Consider the following 15,525-nt stretch of genomic DNA (forward strand, 5'->3'; position numbering starts at 1 on the left):
TTTACGATTTTAGATCTATGCAAGGACTTATTGGCGTATTTGATTCAGGTTACGGCGGATTAACGGTATTAAAGGAGATCATAGCCGAACTACCGCAATATGATTATTTATATTTAGGCGATAATGCCCGTACACCTTATGGCAACCGCAGCTTTGAAACCATACATGCATATACGTTAGAATGTGTGCAGCACCTTTTCAGGATGGGCTGCCCGCTGGTGATATTGGCCTGCAACACGGCATCTGCAAAAGCGCTGCGTACTATTCAACAAAAAGACCTGCCTCATATTGCGCCGGACCGGCGCGTGCTGGGCGTTATACGGCCTACTACCGAACTGGTAGGCACCTTAACGCAAACCGGCGAAGTGGGCATACTGGCTACCAACGGTACCGTAACATCCGAATCCTACCCGATAGAGATCAACAAATTTTTTCCGCAGGTAAAAGTGCACCAGGAGGCCTGCCCTATGTGGGTGCCCCTGGTAGAAAATAATGAACATGAAAGCAGCGGTGCGGATTACTTTGTAAAAAAGCACCTGGATCATATACTGGGCATAGCGCCCGATATTGATACCCTGGTGCTGGGCTGCACCCATTATCCTTTGCTGATGCAGAAGATAAAGGAGCATTTGCCCGGCGGTATTACCGTATTATCGCAGGGTAAGATCGTAGCGCATAGCTTAAAAGATTATTTACACCGGCATCCTGAAATGGAAACGCGTTTGAGCAAACAGGGTACGCAAAAATTCTATACTACGGATGATGCGCAGCTCTTTGACCGGATGGCGGGGATCTTTTTTGGAAAAACTGTGCAATCGGAGCATTTAGCGCTGTAGCTGGTGCAGTCCATAGCCGATGGTCCATAGTCCATTGCCTACTGCGTATGAAGTGTTGCACAAGAACAGGTAAGTATTAATAAGGTTTATACTAAAAGAAAAAGGCGGTTATGCAACCGCCTTTTCTCGTATTACTTCTATGCTGTAGCAGGCCATGAATTAAAAACCTCACTTCCCTTCCAGCTTTAGCAAAAACGCCTGCTCCAGGGCTGTTTTCTTTAATGCGGCAAACCTTCCGGAAGCACCGCCATGGCCGGCTTCCATGTCGGTTTTCATGAGCAGCAAGTTATGATCTGTTTTTAGCTCGCGCAGTTTGGCCACCCATTTGGCAGGCTCCCAGTATTGCACCTGTGAATCGTGCAGGCCGGTAGTAACCAGCATATTGGGATAGGCTTTCGCTACTACATTATCATAGGGAGAGTATAACTTCATGTACTCATATGCATCCTTGTTCTTGGGATTGCCCCATTCATCAAACTCACCGGTAGTAAGCGGAATGCTTTCATCCAGCATGGTGGTAAGCACATCTACAAACGGAACGCCTGCAATTACGCCATGCCAGAGGTCTGGCCGCAGATTAGTTATGGCACCCATCAGCAGGCCGCCTGCGCTGCCGCCCTGGGCATAGAGGTGGTCCGGTGAGGTGTAATGCTGCGCTACCAAATGTTCTGCACAGGCAATAAAATCGGTAAAGGTGTTCATCTTTTTAAACAGCTTACCATCCTCATACCAATAACGGCCCATTTCTTCACCGCCGCGGATATGCGCTATAGCAAAAGCAAAACCACGGTTCAGCAAACTTAAACGCGCGCTGCTGAATGCAGGTTCTGTAGTAATGCCGTAAGAGCCGTACCCATACAGCAACAGCGGATGTTTGCCGTTCTTCTCAAACCCTTTTTTATATACAATAGAGATAGGCACTTTTACGCCATCTTTTGCGGTGGCGGTTAAACGTTCTGTTACATAATCTTTGGGATCATAACCGCCCAGCACTTCCTGCCGTTTCTTTAACTCGCTTTTGCGGGTTTCCATATTATAATCGTAGGTAGAGGCGGGTGTGGTCATGGAAGTATAGCTGTAGCGCAGCTCTTTGGTATCCAGCTCCGGGTTAATGCTGATGCCGGCTACATAGGCCGGTTCATCAAAGTGCAGGTAATGATCCTGGTGGTTTTGCAGGTTCATGATGTGCAGCTGTGAAAGGCCATCCTTACGCTCCGCCAGCACCAGGTATTCACGGAACACTTCAAATTCTTCCAGCAATACATCTGCACGGTGGGGGATCACTTCTTTCCAGTTCTCTTTGGAAGTCTTATCCAGCGGGCTTTCCATCAGGCGAAAATTTTTTGCATCCAGGTTAGTGCGGATGTAAAAACGATCGTTGAGCGGTTCTATATCATACAACAGATCCTTCTGGCGCGGCTGAAAGATCCTGAAGCTGCCTTCCGGTTTGGATGCATCCAATATGCGGTATTCAGCAGAAAGTGTGCTGGTAGAGGCGATCATGATGAACTGACCGGATTTGCTGCGGCGTACATCTACATCAAAGGTTTCATCTTTTTCCATGTACACCTGTTCATCCTTACTAACTTCCGTACCCAGCTTATGGCGCAAGATACGCTCCTCACGCAATGTTTCCGGGTGTTTGCCGGTGTAAAAGAAAGTCTGGTTATCATTGGCCCATGCCACATCTCCGCTGGTTTCAGGAATGGCATCCGGTAAAATGTTGCCGGTAGCCAGCTCTTTTACCCGGATCACATATTTGCGGCGGCTTACCGTATCTACCCCAAAGGCCAGCAGTTGGTTATCCGGGCTTACGGACAGGCCATTCACATGGCAATAGGCGTGCCCCTGGGCTACTTCATTTACATTCAATATTACTTCCTCTGCTGCTTCCAGGCTGCCTTTTTTACGGCAGTAGATGGGATATTCCTTACCGGTTTCAAAACGGGTGTAGTAATAATAACCATTCTTCATGTAAGGGGCGCTGGCATCGGTTTCCATAATGCGGCCCTTCATTTCTTCATACAGGCTTTCCCGTAGTTTCTTCTCCGGTTGCATGATGGTATCCAGGTAAGCATTTTCTGCCTGCAGGTAAGCGATCACTTTCGGATCGTTCCTGTCATTCATCCAGTAGTAATTGTCCGTGCGGGTATCTCCGTGTATGGTAAGCGTCTTGGGTATTTTAGGCGCTACCGGCGCTGGTACATTCGATTGTTCCGTCATAGTGTTCTTTTTCTCCTGACAGCCTAAAAGGCTAATGCATAATAATGCGGTAAAACCTGGCGTGTGCTTCATATAGGAATGTAAATTAAACAATTTGCATGCTTTCCGGGTTCCAGTGAATGGGCTGCTTTTTAAAGTAGCTTTCATTGGTAAGCAATGCCGGGCCGGCGGCGCGCAGGCCAAAGGTGGCGTCTTCCACAACAGCTTTGCCGGAGCGCATAGCTTCAAAGAAATTCACGAAATGATCCTGACGGTCATCATAACCGGCAGGTGCAGCGTACTTACTTTCAGACCTGTCTCCTTTGCGCATGGCTTCGGGATATTTGGTATTGTACTGCTGTACATAGGCTTCCTGCTGCGCTTTGGTGAAGGTGTTATATGTATCCCACCCGCCATAACCGGGAGCTTCCGGCAGCTTATGTTTTTTGATCTTAAAATCGTTCCAGCCCATTTCCAATACGCCTTCTGTTCCAATAAAACGGGTGTATTGCCCGCCACCGCCGCCATCTGCAAAGTTCACCCGCAGGGTGGTCTGGAAGGCAGGATGCACCTTGGTTTCAGGGTAGTCAAAAATAGCTATTACTACATCCGGCACATCGCGCCCATCTTTCCACTGTACTAAATTGCCGCTGGCAAAAACGCGGGAAGGGCCTATGGAGCCGGTAATGTAGTGCAGGCCGGTGATCAGGTGCACAAACAGATCGCCGGGAATGCCGGTGCCATATGCCTGGTAATTGCGCCAGCGGAAAAACCGTACGGGATCAAAAGGCACTTTGGCGGTATCTTTTAAGAAGGTGTCAAAGTCAACGGTTTTGGGGCTGGCATCCGGCGGTATGGAATACTGCCAGGCGCCCAGCGCATCATGCCTGTCATAACAGGCTTCCACTACATTCAGCTGTCCTATTTCGCCGGCCTGGTATCTTTTACGCGCTTCTACCATGGCTATGCTGCTTACGCGCTGGCTGCCTACCTGGAACACTTTGCCGGTACGCTTTTGCGTGGCTATTACCTGGTGCCCTTCTGCTATCTGCTGCACCATGGGTTTTTCGCAATACACTGCTTTACCTTTTTCCATGGCGTAAATGGAAATAGTATCGTGCCAATGGTCCGGCGTAGCTACTATTACCGCATCAATATCTTTACGGTCCAGCAGCTCCCGGTAATCGCGGGTGGTAAATACATTGCTGCCGTATACCTCCTTTACTTTCTGCAGGTGACCATCATACAGGTCAGCAGCGCCAACAAACTCCACACCGGGTACTTTCAGCGCGGTATCCACATCGCCAAAGCCCATAATACCCATGCCTACGCAGGCCAGGCGTATCTTATCGTTAGCGGATATACGTTTTTCGGGTTGTAATATATGTATATGTTCCCTGCCCAGGGATGCCAGGGGGCCGGCGCCTATTAAAGCAGCGGTGCTGCCCAGTTGCCGGAGGAATTTTCTGCGGGAGTTGTTAGACATAACGTTCCTGATTTTAGGTTAGACGTGGATAGACTGTATAATAATAACGAAAAAAACGGAACTTCTGTAACCGCTGCTGAGGAGTGGTAAAACAAAACAGGCTGCCCCGTTTATAGCGGGACAGCCTGCGGCTTATAATATTTACCTGGCGGCGTTACCTATTTTTCATAGGTAAAACCAGCGCGGATAAACTCGCGGTTCAGGCGGGCAATGTTAGTGAGGGAGATCTCTTTCGGACATTCTGCTTCGCAGGCGCCGGTGTTGGTACAGCTACCAAAACCTTCTTTGTCCATTTGAGCTACCATGTTCAGCGCACGGGTAGCTCTTTCCGGCTCGCCCTGCGGCAGCTGGGCCAGCTGGGATACTTTAGCAGATACGAACAGCATGGCAGAGGAGTTCTTACATGCTGCCACGCAGGCACCGCAACCAATACAGGCTGCTGCTGCAAATGCGGCATCGGCTTTATCTTTCGGGATGGGAATAGCATTCGCATCTACCGCGTTACCGGTGTTTACGGATATAAAACCACCTGATTCAATAATGCGGTCAAAGGCGCCACGGTCTACCGTCAGATCTTTCAGTACCGGGAAAGCTTCTGCTCTCCAGGGTTCTACGGTAATGGTATCGCCATCTTTAAAGGCGCGCATGTGCAGCTGACAGGTAGTAGTACCTGCCCAGGGGCCATGTGCACGGCCGTTGATATGCATGGAACACATACCGCAAATACCTTCACGGCAGTCATGGTCAAATGCTATCGGTTCTTTTCCCTCGTTGATCAGGCGTTCATTCAACACATCGAACATTTCCAGGAAAGACATTTCAGAAGAGATATCTTTTACCTGGTAAGTTTCAAAACCACCCTGAGCTTTTGTATTTTTTTGCCTCCACACTTTTAATGTGAGGCCCATGGTATAATGTTCCATTGTTATGGCTGTATTACTCAATAATAGAATTAGATTATTTGTACGAGCGCTGTGTAGGCTTACACTCCTCAAATACGAGTGCCTCCTTGTGCAATTCGTAGGTGCTATCACCTTTGTATTCCCAGGCGGCTACGTAAGCGAAGTTGGCATCGTCGCGCAGCGCTTCCCCTTCCTCTGTCTGCGATTCTTCGCGGAAGTGGCCTCCGCAGGATTCGCGGCGGTTCAGGGCATCAAGACACATCAGCTCACCCAGTTCCAGGAAGTCGGCCACACGGCCTGCTTTTTCCAGCTCAGGGTTGATCTCGTTGGCCTCACCGGGTATGCGCACATCTTTCCAGAACTCAGCGCGCAGCGCTTTGATCTCTTCAATGGCTTCTTTCAAACCCTGCTCATTACGGGCCATGCCGCATTTCTCCCACATGATCTTACCCAGCCTTTTGTGGAAGTGATCCACTGACTTGCTGCCTTTAATATTCATTAAGCGGTCAAGAGTTTCCTGTGCCTGCTTTTCTGCTTCCACAAAGGCCGGATGGTCTGTGGGAATAGCTTTGGTACGGATCTCATCGGCCAGGTAGTTACCAATGGTGTAAGGTATTACAAAGTAACCGTCGGCCAGGCCCTGCATGAGTGCGGATGCACCCAGGCGGTTAGCGCCGTGGTCAGAGAAGTTGGCTTCACCTAAAGCATATAAACCAGGTACGGTGGTCATCAGCTCATAATCCACCCACAGGCCGCCCATGGTATAGTGCACGGCAGGGTAAATGCGCAACGGCACTTCGTAGGGATCTTCGCCGGTGATCTTGGCCAACATATCTAACAGGTTACCGTATTTCTCTACTACTACTTCTTTACCCAGCTGGCGGATCTGGTCCGGTGTTGGGTTATGCAACCCGCGTTTGCCGGCTTCTATTTTGCCATAACGTTCCATGTTAGCGGCAAAATCCAGGTACACGGCCTGTTTGGAGGTACCTACACCATAACCGGCACCGCACCTTTCTTTGGCAGCACGGGAGGCCACATCGCGCGGTACCAGGTTACCAAAGGCGGGGTACCTTCTTTCCAGGTAATAATCCCTTTCGTCTTCAGGTATATCGCTTGGTTTACGGGTATCGTTCTGTTTCTTGGGCACCCATATACGGCCGTCGTTACGCAGTGATTCTGACATCAGCGTTAATTTGGACTGATGATCGCCGGAAACGGGGATACAGGTTGGGTGGGTCTGTGTAAAGCAGGGGTTACCGAAGTAAGCGCCTTTTTTAGTTGCTTTCCATGCTGCAGTTACGTTAGAACCCATGGCGTTGGTAGACAGGTAGAACACGTTACCATAACCGCCGCTGCACAGCAGCACGGCATGGCCAAAATGGCGTTCCAGCTTACCGGTAGTAAGGTCGCGGGCAATGATGCCGCGGGCTTTCCCATCTATCTTCACTATATCCAGCATTTCATGGCGGGTATACAGGGTTACGTTACCCAGGGCCACCTGCCGCTCTAATGCGGAGTAGGCGCCTAACAGCAGCTGCTGGCCGGTTTGGCCGGCGGCGTAGAAAGTACGCTGTACCTGTGTACCACCAAAAGAGCGGTTGCTTAACAGGCCACCGTATTCACGGGCAAAGGGCACACCCTGTGCCACGCACTGGTCTATAATATTAGCGCTTACCTCTGCCAGGCGATGCACATTGGATTCGCGGGAACGGTAGTCGCCACCTTTTACAGTATCGTAAAATAAACGGAAAACGGAATCACCATCATTCTGGTAGTTCTTGGCAGCATTAATACCACCCTGTGCTGCAATACTGTGCGCACGGCGGGCACTATCCTGAAAGCAGAATGCTTTTACCTTGTATCCTAATTCGCCTAAAGAGGCCGCTGCTGAAGCGCCTGCCAGGCCGGTACCCACAATGATTATTTCCAGACTGCGTTTGTTAGCCGGGTTCACCAGCTTACAATGTCCTTTATAATCTTCCCATTTACTATTTAACTGGCCGGCAGGAATTTTTGCATCCAACATAATATGTCAAAAATTTGAGAGTAAAGCTTGAAATTATTTGAAAAATATTACCACCGGAATAGCAGCAAAACCAATAGGGATCAGGATGCCAAACAGCCATACCCCTATGAAATTAATTAAGCCGTTGTATTTAACATGGTTTAAACCAAAGGTCTGGAAGGCGCTTTTGAAGCCGTGTACCAGGTGAAAGGACAAACCGATCATACCGATCACATACAAGGCTACCAGCCAGCCTTCCTTAAAGGCATACTGTACTGTGGAGTACAGGTCCTTTACCGGTTCGCCGGTGGCGTCGTAGTTAATGGTGGGTACATTGCCGAAGTGGAATTTCCACCAGAAATCGGCCAGGTGAATAATGATGAAAATGAGCAGGATGCTGCCCATAACAGCCATCTGGCGGCTAAACCAGGAAGAGGTTTGGTTACCCGGGTTAATTGCATACTTCACCGGGCGGGCCTTACGGTTACTGAAAGTAAGCTGCAGGGCAATAATGGCATGCAGCAGGATCACGATCTTTAAGCCCCAGGCAATAAACTGGATCAGGCTGTTGTGCCCCATGAAGGCGGCGTAGCTGTTAAAAGCTTTGCCCCCATCGTTGTACAGCAGCTGGACGTTACCGGCCAGGTGCACCAATACGAAGCTGCAAAGGAAAAAACCGGTAGCGCCTACTAATATTTTTTTGCCAATAGAGGTATCGAAGAATTGTGACCACTTCATATAAAATACTGAGCTTCCTTATAAGTAATATGATAAAATTCCTAAATGTCGGGCAAATTTAACGCAGGAAAAGTTAAAAGCAAATGATATTTCTCAGTTTTAGCTAATTAAGTCCATGATCCATAGCCGATGGTCCATAGAAGTTTCCGATATATCAGTTTGCAGGTAAAATGTCCTTAATGTACACTGCCATGGACTATGGACCATGAATTATGGACATTTTGCTACTCCAACCGCCGCATCATGACATTATCGATGAGATTATAGAGGTGCTGGGGCTGGTAGGTTCTCCATTTGTCGTTTTCAAGGAGGTGTACATAGTTGTCCAGGCGGGCCCTCACAAAGTCGTGTTTGGTTTGTTCGGGCATGTTCAGGCTCACGATCCAGCCGCCCTCGTCCTTAATATCATCCCACCATTCCTCATAATAACAATCGTCTGAGGAATGAAAATTCATGACATTTTCTGTAATGAGAATAAATTTGTTAATGCCTTCGGCTACCATAACATCTATGATCTCCCTTTTCAGGGTCATAATATCATTTTCAATGGCATCATTCCATTCTCCCAACAATTCTATAATGGCAAAGTTGAACTGGTAATCTGCAAACAATACTTTCAGATACAGTGTGCGGGAGCCAAAATCGTCCCACTGCGGATGTACGTAATAGTTATATACGGTATTGGTAAATTCAAATTCGCTGTACTCCCTGCCATAGAAAGGCGATAGCTCATCTTCTTCCGCTGCGTACAAATGCCGCCAGTTATAATATGGTTCTATATCGTGCATGGGCTCTCAATCTACTCTCCTAAAGTTACGCCATCTTGCTATATTCTTCTACCGCCTTTCTGACACTGCCGGCCTTTAACAGCAGGTCTTTAGCGGTCTCATATTCGCTGAGCTGCAGCTTTTCCATCAGCATTTTTACGCCTCTGTCCACCAGCTTATCATTGCTCAGCTGCATGTTCACCATTTTATTATCCTCTACCCTTCCCAGCTGGATCATTACTGCGGTAGAGATCATATTTAATACCAACTTTTGCGCGGTGCCGCTTTTCATGCGGGTGCTGCCGGTTACAAACTCCGGGCCTACCACCACTTCTATGGGATAATCGGCGGCGGCGGATAATGGCGCGCCGGCATTACAGCATATGCTGCCGGTAACCACTCCCTCCTGGCGGCACTTTTGCAGGGCGCCAATTACATAGGGCGTGGTGCCGCTGGCGGCAATACCTATTACCACATCTTTTTCTGTGACGTTGAATTCCTGCAGGTCTTTCCAGCCCTGCTCCCGGTCATCTTCTGCAAATTCCACTGCCTTGCGGATGGCGGCATCCCCACCGGCAATAATGCCTATTACCAAACCATGCGGTACGCCAAAAGTGGGCGGGCATTCCGATGCATCCACAATTCCCAAACGGCCACTGGTACCGGCGCCCATGTAAAACAGGCGGCCACCGGCCAGCATTTTATCTGCGATGGCTGCTACCAGCTTTTCTATCTGCGGAATTACTTTTGCTACCGCCTGGGGCACCGTTTGGTCTTCTTTATTAATATTGGTCAGGATCTCCGCTACGGTCATCTTTTCCAGGTGGCGATAGTGGGAAGTTTGCTCCGTTACTCTTACAAAGGACATTTCTATTTTAGATTGTAGATTTTAGATTTACGATTTATGCTGCTTACAGCTTACTACTTTTTACGCCTGCTTCCTCATGGTATTTTATTAAACCGTCCATAGGATTGCGTAATACAGATCCCAGCTGCAGCTCATACAGCTCGCACAGGGCCTGCAGCACATCCCGGAAATGCCAGGCTATGCTACCGGTAAAATGCAGCGGATGCGTCCAGCTTTCGCTGTACTTATAGATATGGTTAAAGAAAAAATCGTTCAGGCCATCTTCCAATATATTCTCTACAATAAAATGCCCGCGGTTCTCGCCCAGGAACACGGAAAAGCCGGCCAGGTAGCGGTTAGCCATGGGTTTGCGGTACACATTTTCCAGGATCTCATCTTTATTGGTATGGTACTTTGCATCAAAGCGCATTTGCAGCTCCTCGTCAAAAGAGTTATAACAATAATACTGCAGCAGCTTCCGGCCCAGGTAAGCGCCGCTCCCCTCATCGCCCAGTATAAAGCCCAGGCCTGGGTTATTATGCGCAATACGCTCACCGTCGTAATAACAGCTATTGGAACCGGTACCCAGTATGCTGGCTATACCGGGACCGTGCTGGCATAACGCGTGGGCAGCGGCCATCAGATCGTGTGATACCGCAATATTTGCATGGGGCCATACGGCGCCCAGGGCTTCCTGCATGATCTGCACACTTCTGGGCTGCGAACAGCCGGTACCGTAGTAAAAGATCTCTTCTACTTCTACCCCCGGGGGCATTTGCGGCTTCAGCTCCTTTTCCAGCACCTCACGCACCTGCTGGGCGTTAAGGAAAAAAGGACTGATGCCCTGTGTTTGATAACGGAAATGATCACTTGGAGTTAACAGGCTCCAGTCTGCCTTCGTAGAACCACTATCCGCTATCAGCTTAACCTTTACAGGCATATCCGTTGATTTATGAAATTAATGTAGCAGAATATAATTATGCTATTTTTGTCACAATTTAAACAAATCGGCCAATTTATAATTTTAGATTTACGATTTCAGATTTTAGATTTGGTAATGCGTTCTCCGCTCCAGGCTAATCTAAAATAGTAAATCCAAGACCGTAAATTGATTGGGGCTCAATACAGGAATTATGTCAAACAATAGAAAGCTGAATGTTTTTTTACCCCTCTTATTTGCAATTGTGCTGGCGCTGGGAATGTACCTGGGTCATAAAATGCCCGGAGCGCAAAGTGGAAGTACCGTACTTTTTAGCCGGGGCGGCCGCAGTGCTTTACAGGAAACCATGGACCTTATTAAAGTAAAATACGTGGATACCTTAAAGGTAGACGACCTGCAGCAGGAAGCCATAGATGGTTTATTATCTCACCTGGATCCGCACTCCATATACATACCGCCTACCAACCTGGCAGAAGTGAATGAAGACCTGGAAGGTAATTTTCAAGGTATTGGCGTAGAGTTTAACATTACGGATGATACTGTGAATGTAGTGGCTGTGCTGGCCGGCGGCCCTTCTGAAGCAGCCGGGGTATTAACAGGCGATAAGATCCTTAAGGTGAATGACAGCCTGCTGGTAACCGGAAACGGCATTACATCCGACAAGATCCGCAAGCTGCTGCGGGGACCTAAAGGATCTGAAGTAAAAGTAACCATGCTGCGCCGTAACAAACAGGTGGACATCCGGATCAAACGCGGCGTGATTCCCCTGTACAGCGTGGATGCCAGCTACCTTATTACACCCAAGATAGGTTATATTAAGATCAGCAAATTTGCAGCTACCACTTACCAGGAGTTTATGGACGCCCTGCGCAAGCTGCAAAGACAGGGTATGGAAAAGCTGGTAATAGACCTGCGCCAGAACCCCGGCGGCTTCCTGGATGCTGCTACCCGTATTGCTGATGAGGTGCTGGATGGTAATAAACTGATCCTTTATACAAAAGGTAAAAGCTACCCGCGTACAGATTATAAATGTGAAAAACCCGGGTTGTTTGAAAAAGGCGCCCTGGCAGTGCTTACGGATGAAGGCTCCGCCTCTGCCAGCGAAATACTGGCCGGCGCCATACAGGACTGGGACCGCGGGATGATAATAGGCCGCCGTACTTTTGGTAAAGGCCTGGTGCAGGAACAGTTTGACCTGAGCAACGGAGGCGCGTTAAGATTAACCGTGGCGCGTTATTACATTCCCTCCGGCAGAAGCATTCAAAAATCTTACAGCAACGGCCGCGAAGCTTATGATGAGGATATTATGAACCGCTATACGCATGGCGAGCTGTTAAACAAGGATAGTATTAAACAGGCAGATACCATCCCGTATAAAACGGCCAAAGGCCGCGTGGTATATGGCGGCGGCGGTATTACCCCGGATATATTTATACCTTTTGATACTTCCCGCTTTTCTGCGGTATTAACGGATATGTACACACGTAATACATTCAGCAACTTTGCCTACAAGTATTACAATGCCCACAGGGATGTGCTGAACCGTTATAAAGATGCATCCGGATTTACCCGGCAGTTTGCGGTAACGCCGGAGCTGTATGATGATTTCCTGAGTTATGCCCGTAAAGACAGCATTCATACAGAGCGGATAACTGCTAAAGATGAAACGGAGATCCGCGACCGTATTAAAACCATGCTGGCAAGGCAGCTATACCGTACCGAAGGTTTTTATGAAGTGATCAATGCCGGCGATCCGCTGGTAAAACGCGCGGTAACGGAATTAGAGAAAGCAAAAGAATAGATTAACATTTATAAATAAAAAGGGTGAAAGGCAGGCACTGCTTTTCACCCTTTTTATTTACGCCATCTGCTAAAAATACAAAGGCCATTCCATGCGGAACGGCCTTTTAATAACTTCTTGCAAGAAAGCTACAATAACTTCCTACACAATTAGTGATGTGCAGCGCTATCAGCAGCGGCAGCAGTTGTGTCAGCTAAAGTTGAATCAGGAGTAGCTACTGAAGAATCAACGGGAGCAGCAGACAGGGTGTCAACAGCTGTAGTTGTAGAATCAGTAGTTTCTGAAGATGCACCGCTGTTACAAGCTACGAAGGTCATACCTGCGGCGATGGCGAACACGAATAATTTTTTCATACTCTGTAAGTGATTAGTTTTAAGATCACGCAAATTTATATAAATAAATTTGAATATAAAATATGTATTTTTATAATGTGTTATACTTGTGGACTTTCTCCCCAATAATTACTTCTTCCTGAAGAATATTCTTAAAGGAACGCCCTGAAAATCAAAATTTGAGCGTATCTGGTTCTCCAGATAGTTCCTGTAAGGTGGTTTCACATCATCCGGCAAATTGCAGAAAAAGGCAAAAGCGGGGGTATATGTGGGCAGCTGCGTTACATATTTAATACGTATAGGCGTGCCCCTTACTACCGGCGGGTGGTAAGATTCAATGGCCTTTAACATAATATCATTCAGCTTGGAGGTAGGTATTTTTTGCCTGCGGTTCTCATATACCTTCAGGGCCTCTTCTATAGCTTTGAAAATGCGTTGTTTTTCCGGTACAGAGGTAAAAATGATAGGTACATCTGAGAACGGCGCCAGTCTTTTCTTTAGCTCTGCCTCATAATCGCGGGCGGTATTGGTTTCCTTTTCTATAAGGTCCCATTTATTTACCAGCACCACCATGCCTTTGGCTTTTTTAACAGCCAGGCTAAAGATGGCGAGATCCTGTGCAGTAATGCCTTTGGTGGCATCCAGCATCAGCAGGCACACATCTGCTTCGTCCATGGCCTTAATAGCGCGGATCACGGAATAAAATTCCAGGTCCTCATGTACTTTGTTTTTGCGGCGTACCCCGGCGGTATCTATCAGCACAAAATCTTTCTGGAACAGTTTGTAGTGGGTATGAATAGTATCGCGCGTAGTGCCTGGTATATCGGATACAATGTTGCGCTCCTCTCCTACCAGTGCATTCAGCAAAGATGATTTACCTACGTTGGGCTGGCCGATGATGGCTATTTTAGGCAGGTCGTCATCTTTAGGCTCTGCCTGCAGCTCTTCAGGGATCAGGGTGGCCACTTCATCCAACAGCTCACCGGTACCACTACCGGTAATGGAGGAAAGGAAGTAGATCTTTTCAAAGCCCATGCTGTAAAATTCGGTAGCTTCCAGCAGGCGCTCCCCGTTATCTACCTTATTGATGACGAGGAATACCGGTTTGGAGGAACGGCGTAACATATCTGCTACTTCCGCATCCAGGTCGGTAATGCCGGTGGTTACATCGCACATGAACAGCAGCACGTTGGCTTCTTCCATGGCTATTTTCACCTGCTTGCGGATCTCCCGCTCAAAGATATCTTCACTATTAGCTACAAAACCACCGGTATCTATTACGTTGAATGTTTTACCGTTCCAGTCGGCAATACCATACTGACGGTCGCGGGTAACGCCGCTTATATCATCTACAATGGCTTTGCGCTGCTCCAGCAAACGGTTGAACAGGGTAGATTTACCCACATTTGGACGACCGACGATGGCGACTGTAAATCCTGACATAACTTGTTTAATTACGAATTGCCAATTACGAATTACGAATGGCCTGCAACGGCTGCTTACATTCGTGATCCTTAACTGATCATTGAAAATTGATTAATATCCGTATTCCCTTAAGAATGTTTCGTTATCCCGCCACTTGCTTCTTACTTTCACGAAGAGTTCCAGGAAAACTTTTTGTCCTATGAATTTTTCAATATCCTGGCGGGCCAGAGTACCTATCTGGCGGATTGATTTTCCTTTTTCTCCCAGGATGATGGCTTTCTGCGTTTCGCGTGTTACCACTATCTCTGCGGTGATCTTTACCAGCGTTTGTTTTTCCTGGTACTGGGTTACAACGACGGTTGTATGATAGGGAATTTCTTCCTGAAATAACTGGAAGATCTTTTCACGGATCATCTCGCCTACAAAAAAGCGTGTAGACTTATCCGTTAAAGTATCTTCCGGGTAAAAAGGCTCGCTTTCCGGCAGCAGGGCTACGATCTGGTTCAGCAGCTCTGAAATGCCTTTTTTCTGCACGGCAGCGATGGTCACCACCTTTGCTTTGCCCCAGGCTTCGCACTGGGCCTGCACGGCAGCCAGCGGTTCCTTTTCGAGCACATCCATTTTATTCAGCACCAGGATGCAGGATGCTTTCAGCTTCAGGGAATCAAACAGCTCCAGGTTCTCTGCCACATTATCTTTCACATCCATGATCAGCAAAGCTACATCTGCATCTTCCAGGGCGGATTTTACCGCGCCCATCATTTTCTCATGCAGTTTGTACTTTGGATCAATGATGCCTGGGGTATCTGAAAAAACGATCTGGTATTCCGGTGCCGTAACAATGCCGGTAATGCGGTGGCGGGTGGTTTGTACTTTCGGGGATATAATAGCCAGCTTTTCACCTATGAGGGCGTTGAGCAGGGTGCTTTTACCTGCGTTGGGCTTACCGAAAATATTTACAAATCCTGCTTTGTGCATTGCTGTAATTTTTTCCGTTAAGGGTTTTATAAGGCCTTAACGAAATAAAATAAAAAAAGCCGAATTACTCCGGCTTTTTAAATGTTTTTGTAGTGATGAGAGGATGTTGAACTTCCGGCCACCGACCTACGGATGTCTTATTTCTCTCTTAAACAAAAAATCCCGACCTCTGCCGGGACTTCTCTTTTGTAGCGAGGAGAGGATTCGAACCTCTGACCTTCGGGTTATGAGCCCGACGAGCTACCTCTGCTCTACCTCGCAAT

13 protein-coding genes and 1 tRNA gene are annotated in these 15,525 nt (G+C 47.9%); 2 read left to right on the forward strand and 12 right to left on the reverse strand.

What is annotated here, in order from left to right; translation table 11 throughout:
- Positions 1 to 17 precede the first annotated feature (17 nt).
- On the forward strand, positions 18 to 836 hold the full coding sequence (murI, locus tag KVT36_RS00230) for a glutamate racemase (RefSeq protein WP_217601502.1): 819 nt from the start codon (positions 18 to 20) through the stop codon (positions 834 to 836).
- Between the two features lie 168 nt (positions 837 to 1,004).
- On the opposite strand, the gene KVT36_RS00235 is transcribed toward murI, so the two are convergent.
- From KVT36_RS00235 to KVT36_RS00270, 8 genes are all read right to left on the reverse strand, one after another.
- A complete protein-coding gene (locus KVT36_RS00235) occupies positions 1,005 to 3,131 on the reverse strand; it encodes a S9 family peptidase (RefSeq protein ID WP_217601503.1) in 2,127 nt (708 codons plus the stop codon).
- A 13-nt stretch (positions 3,132 to 3,144) separates the two neighbouring features.
- Entirely contained in the window at positions 3,145 to 4,524 is a 1,380-nt protein-coding gene (locus KVT36_RS00240) for a Gfo/Idh/MocA family protein (protein WP_217601504.1), read from the reverse strand.
- A 158-nt stretch (positions 4,525 to 4,682) separates the two neighbouring features.
- The gene (locus KVT36_RS00245) at positions 4,683 to 5,447 is read right to left on the reverse strand and encodes a succinate dehydrogenase/fumarate reductase iron-sulfur subunit (protein ID WP_217601505.1); all 765 of its coding nucleotides are present in this window, start codon (positions 5,445 to 5,447) and stop codon (positions 4,683 to 4,685) included.
- Between the two features lie 34 nt (positions 5,448 to 5,481).
- Positions 5,482 to 7,455: a fumarate reductase/succinate dehydrogenase flavoprotein subunit gene (locus KVT36_RS00250; RefSeq protein ID WP_217601506.1), complete on the reverse strand. Its 1,974-nt coding sequence runs from the start codon at positions 7,453 to 7,455 to the stop codon at positions 5,482 to 5,484.
- Between the two features lie 33 nt (positions 7,456 to 7,488).
- A complete protein-coding gene (locus tag KVT36_RS00255) occupies positions 7,489 to 8,172 on the reverse strand; it encodes a succinate dehydrogenase cytochrome b subunit (RefSeq protein ID WP_217601507.1) in 684 nt (227 codons plus the stop codon).
- 224 nt (positions 8,173 to 8,396) lie between these two features.
- Positions 8,397 to 8,960, reverse strand: coding sequence for a hypothetical protein (locus tag KVT36_RS00260; RefSeq protein ID WP_217601508.1), 564 nt, complete (start codon positions 8,958 to 8,960; stop codon positions 8,397 to 8,399).
- Between the two features lie 25 nt (positions 8,961 to 8,985).
- Entirely contained in the window at positions 8,986 to 9,807 is an 822-nt protein-coding gene (murQ, locus tag KVT36_RS00265; RefSeq protein WP_217601509.1) for an N-acetylmuramic acid 6-phosphate etherase, read from the reverse strand.
- A gap of 43 nt (positions 9,808 to 9,850) precedes the next feature.
- Entirely contained in the window at positions 9,851 to 10,726 is an 876-nt protein-coding gene (locus KVT36_RS00270) for an N-acetylglucosamine kinase (RefSeq protein WP_217601510.1), read from the reverse strand.
- Between the two features lie 193 nt (positions 10,727 to 10,919).
- Here KVT36_RS00270 and KVT36_RS00275 point away from each other — a divergent pair, with 193 nt between their 5' ends.
- Entirely contained in the window at positions 10,920 to 12,527 is a 1,608-nt protein-coding gene (locus tag KVT36_RS00275; RefSeq protein ID WP_254639775.1) for a S41 family peptidase, read from the forward strand.
- 149 nt (positions 12,528 to 12,676) lie between these two features.
- Here KVT36_RS00275 and KVT36_RS00280 read toward each other — a convergent pair whose 3' ends face one another.
- From KVT36_RS00280 to KVT36_RS00295, 4 genes are all read right to left on the reverse strand, one after another.
- The gene (locus tag KVT36_RS00280) at positions 12,677 to 12,880 is read right to left on the reverse strand and encodes a hypothetical protein (RefSeq protein WP_217601511.1); all 204 of its coding nucleotides are present in this window, start codon (positions 12,878 to 12,880) and stop codon (positions 12,677 to 12,679) included.
- 108 nt (positions 12,881 to 12,988) lie between these two features.
- Positions 12,989 to 14,302, reverse strand: coding sequence for a ribosome biogenesis GTPase Der (gene der, locus KVT36_RS00285; RefSeq protein ID WP_217601512.1), 1,314 nt, complete (start codon positions 14,300 to 14,302; stop codon positions 12,989 to 12,991).
- Positions 14,303 to 14,395: 93 nt separating this feature from the next.
- Positions 14,396 to 15,262: a GTPase Era gene (gene era / locus KVT36_RS00290; protein ID WP_217601513.1), complete on the reverse strand. Its 867-nt coding sequence runs from the start codon at positions 15,260 to 15,262 to the stop codon at positions 14,396 to 14,398.
- 189 nt (positions 15,263 to 15,451) lie between these two features.
- Positions 15,452 to 15,523, reverse strand: a tRNA-Met gene (locus KVT36_RS00295).
- Positions 15,524 to 15,525: the final 2 nt, after the last annotated feature.

It is taken from the genome of Chitinophaga sp. GbtcB8 (assembly GCF_019091455.1).
GTDB lineage: Bacteria > Bacteroidota > Bacteroidia > Chitinophagales > Chitinophagaceae > Chitinophaga.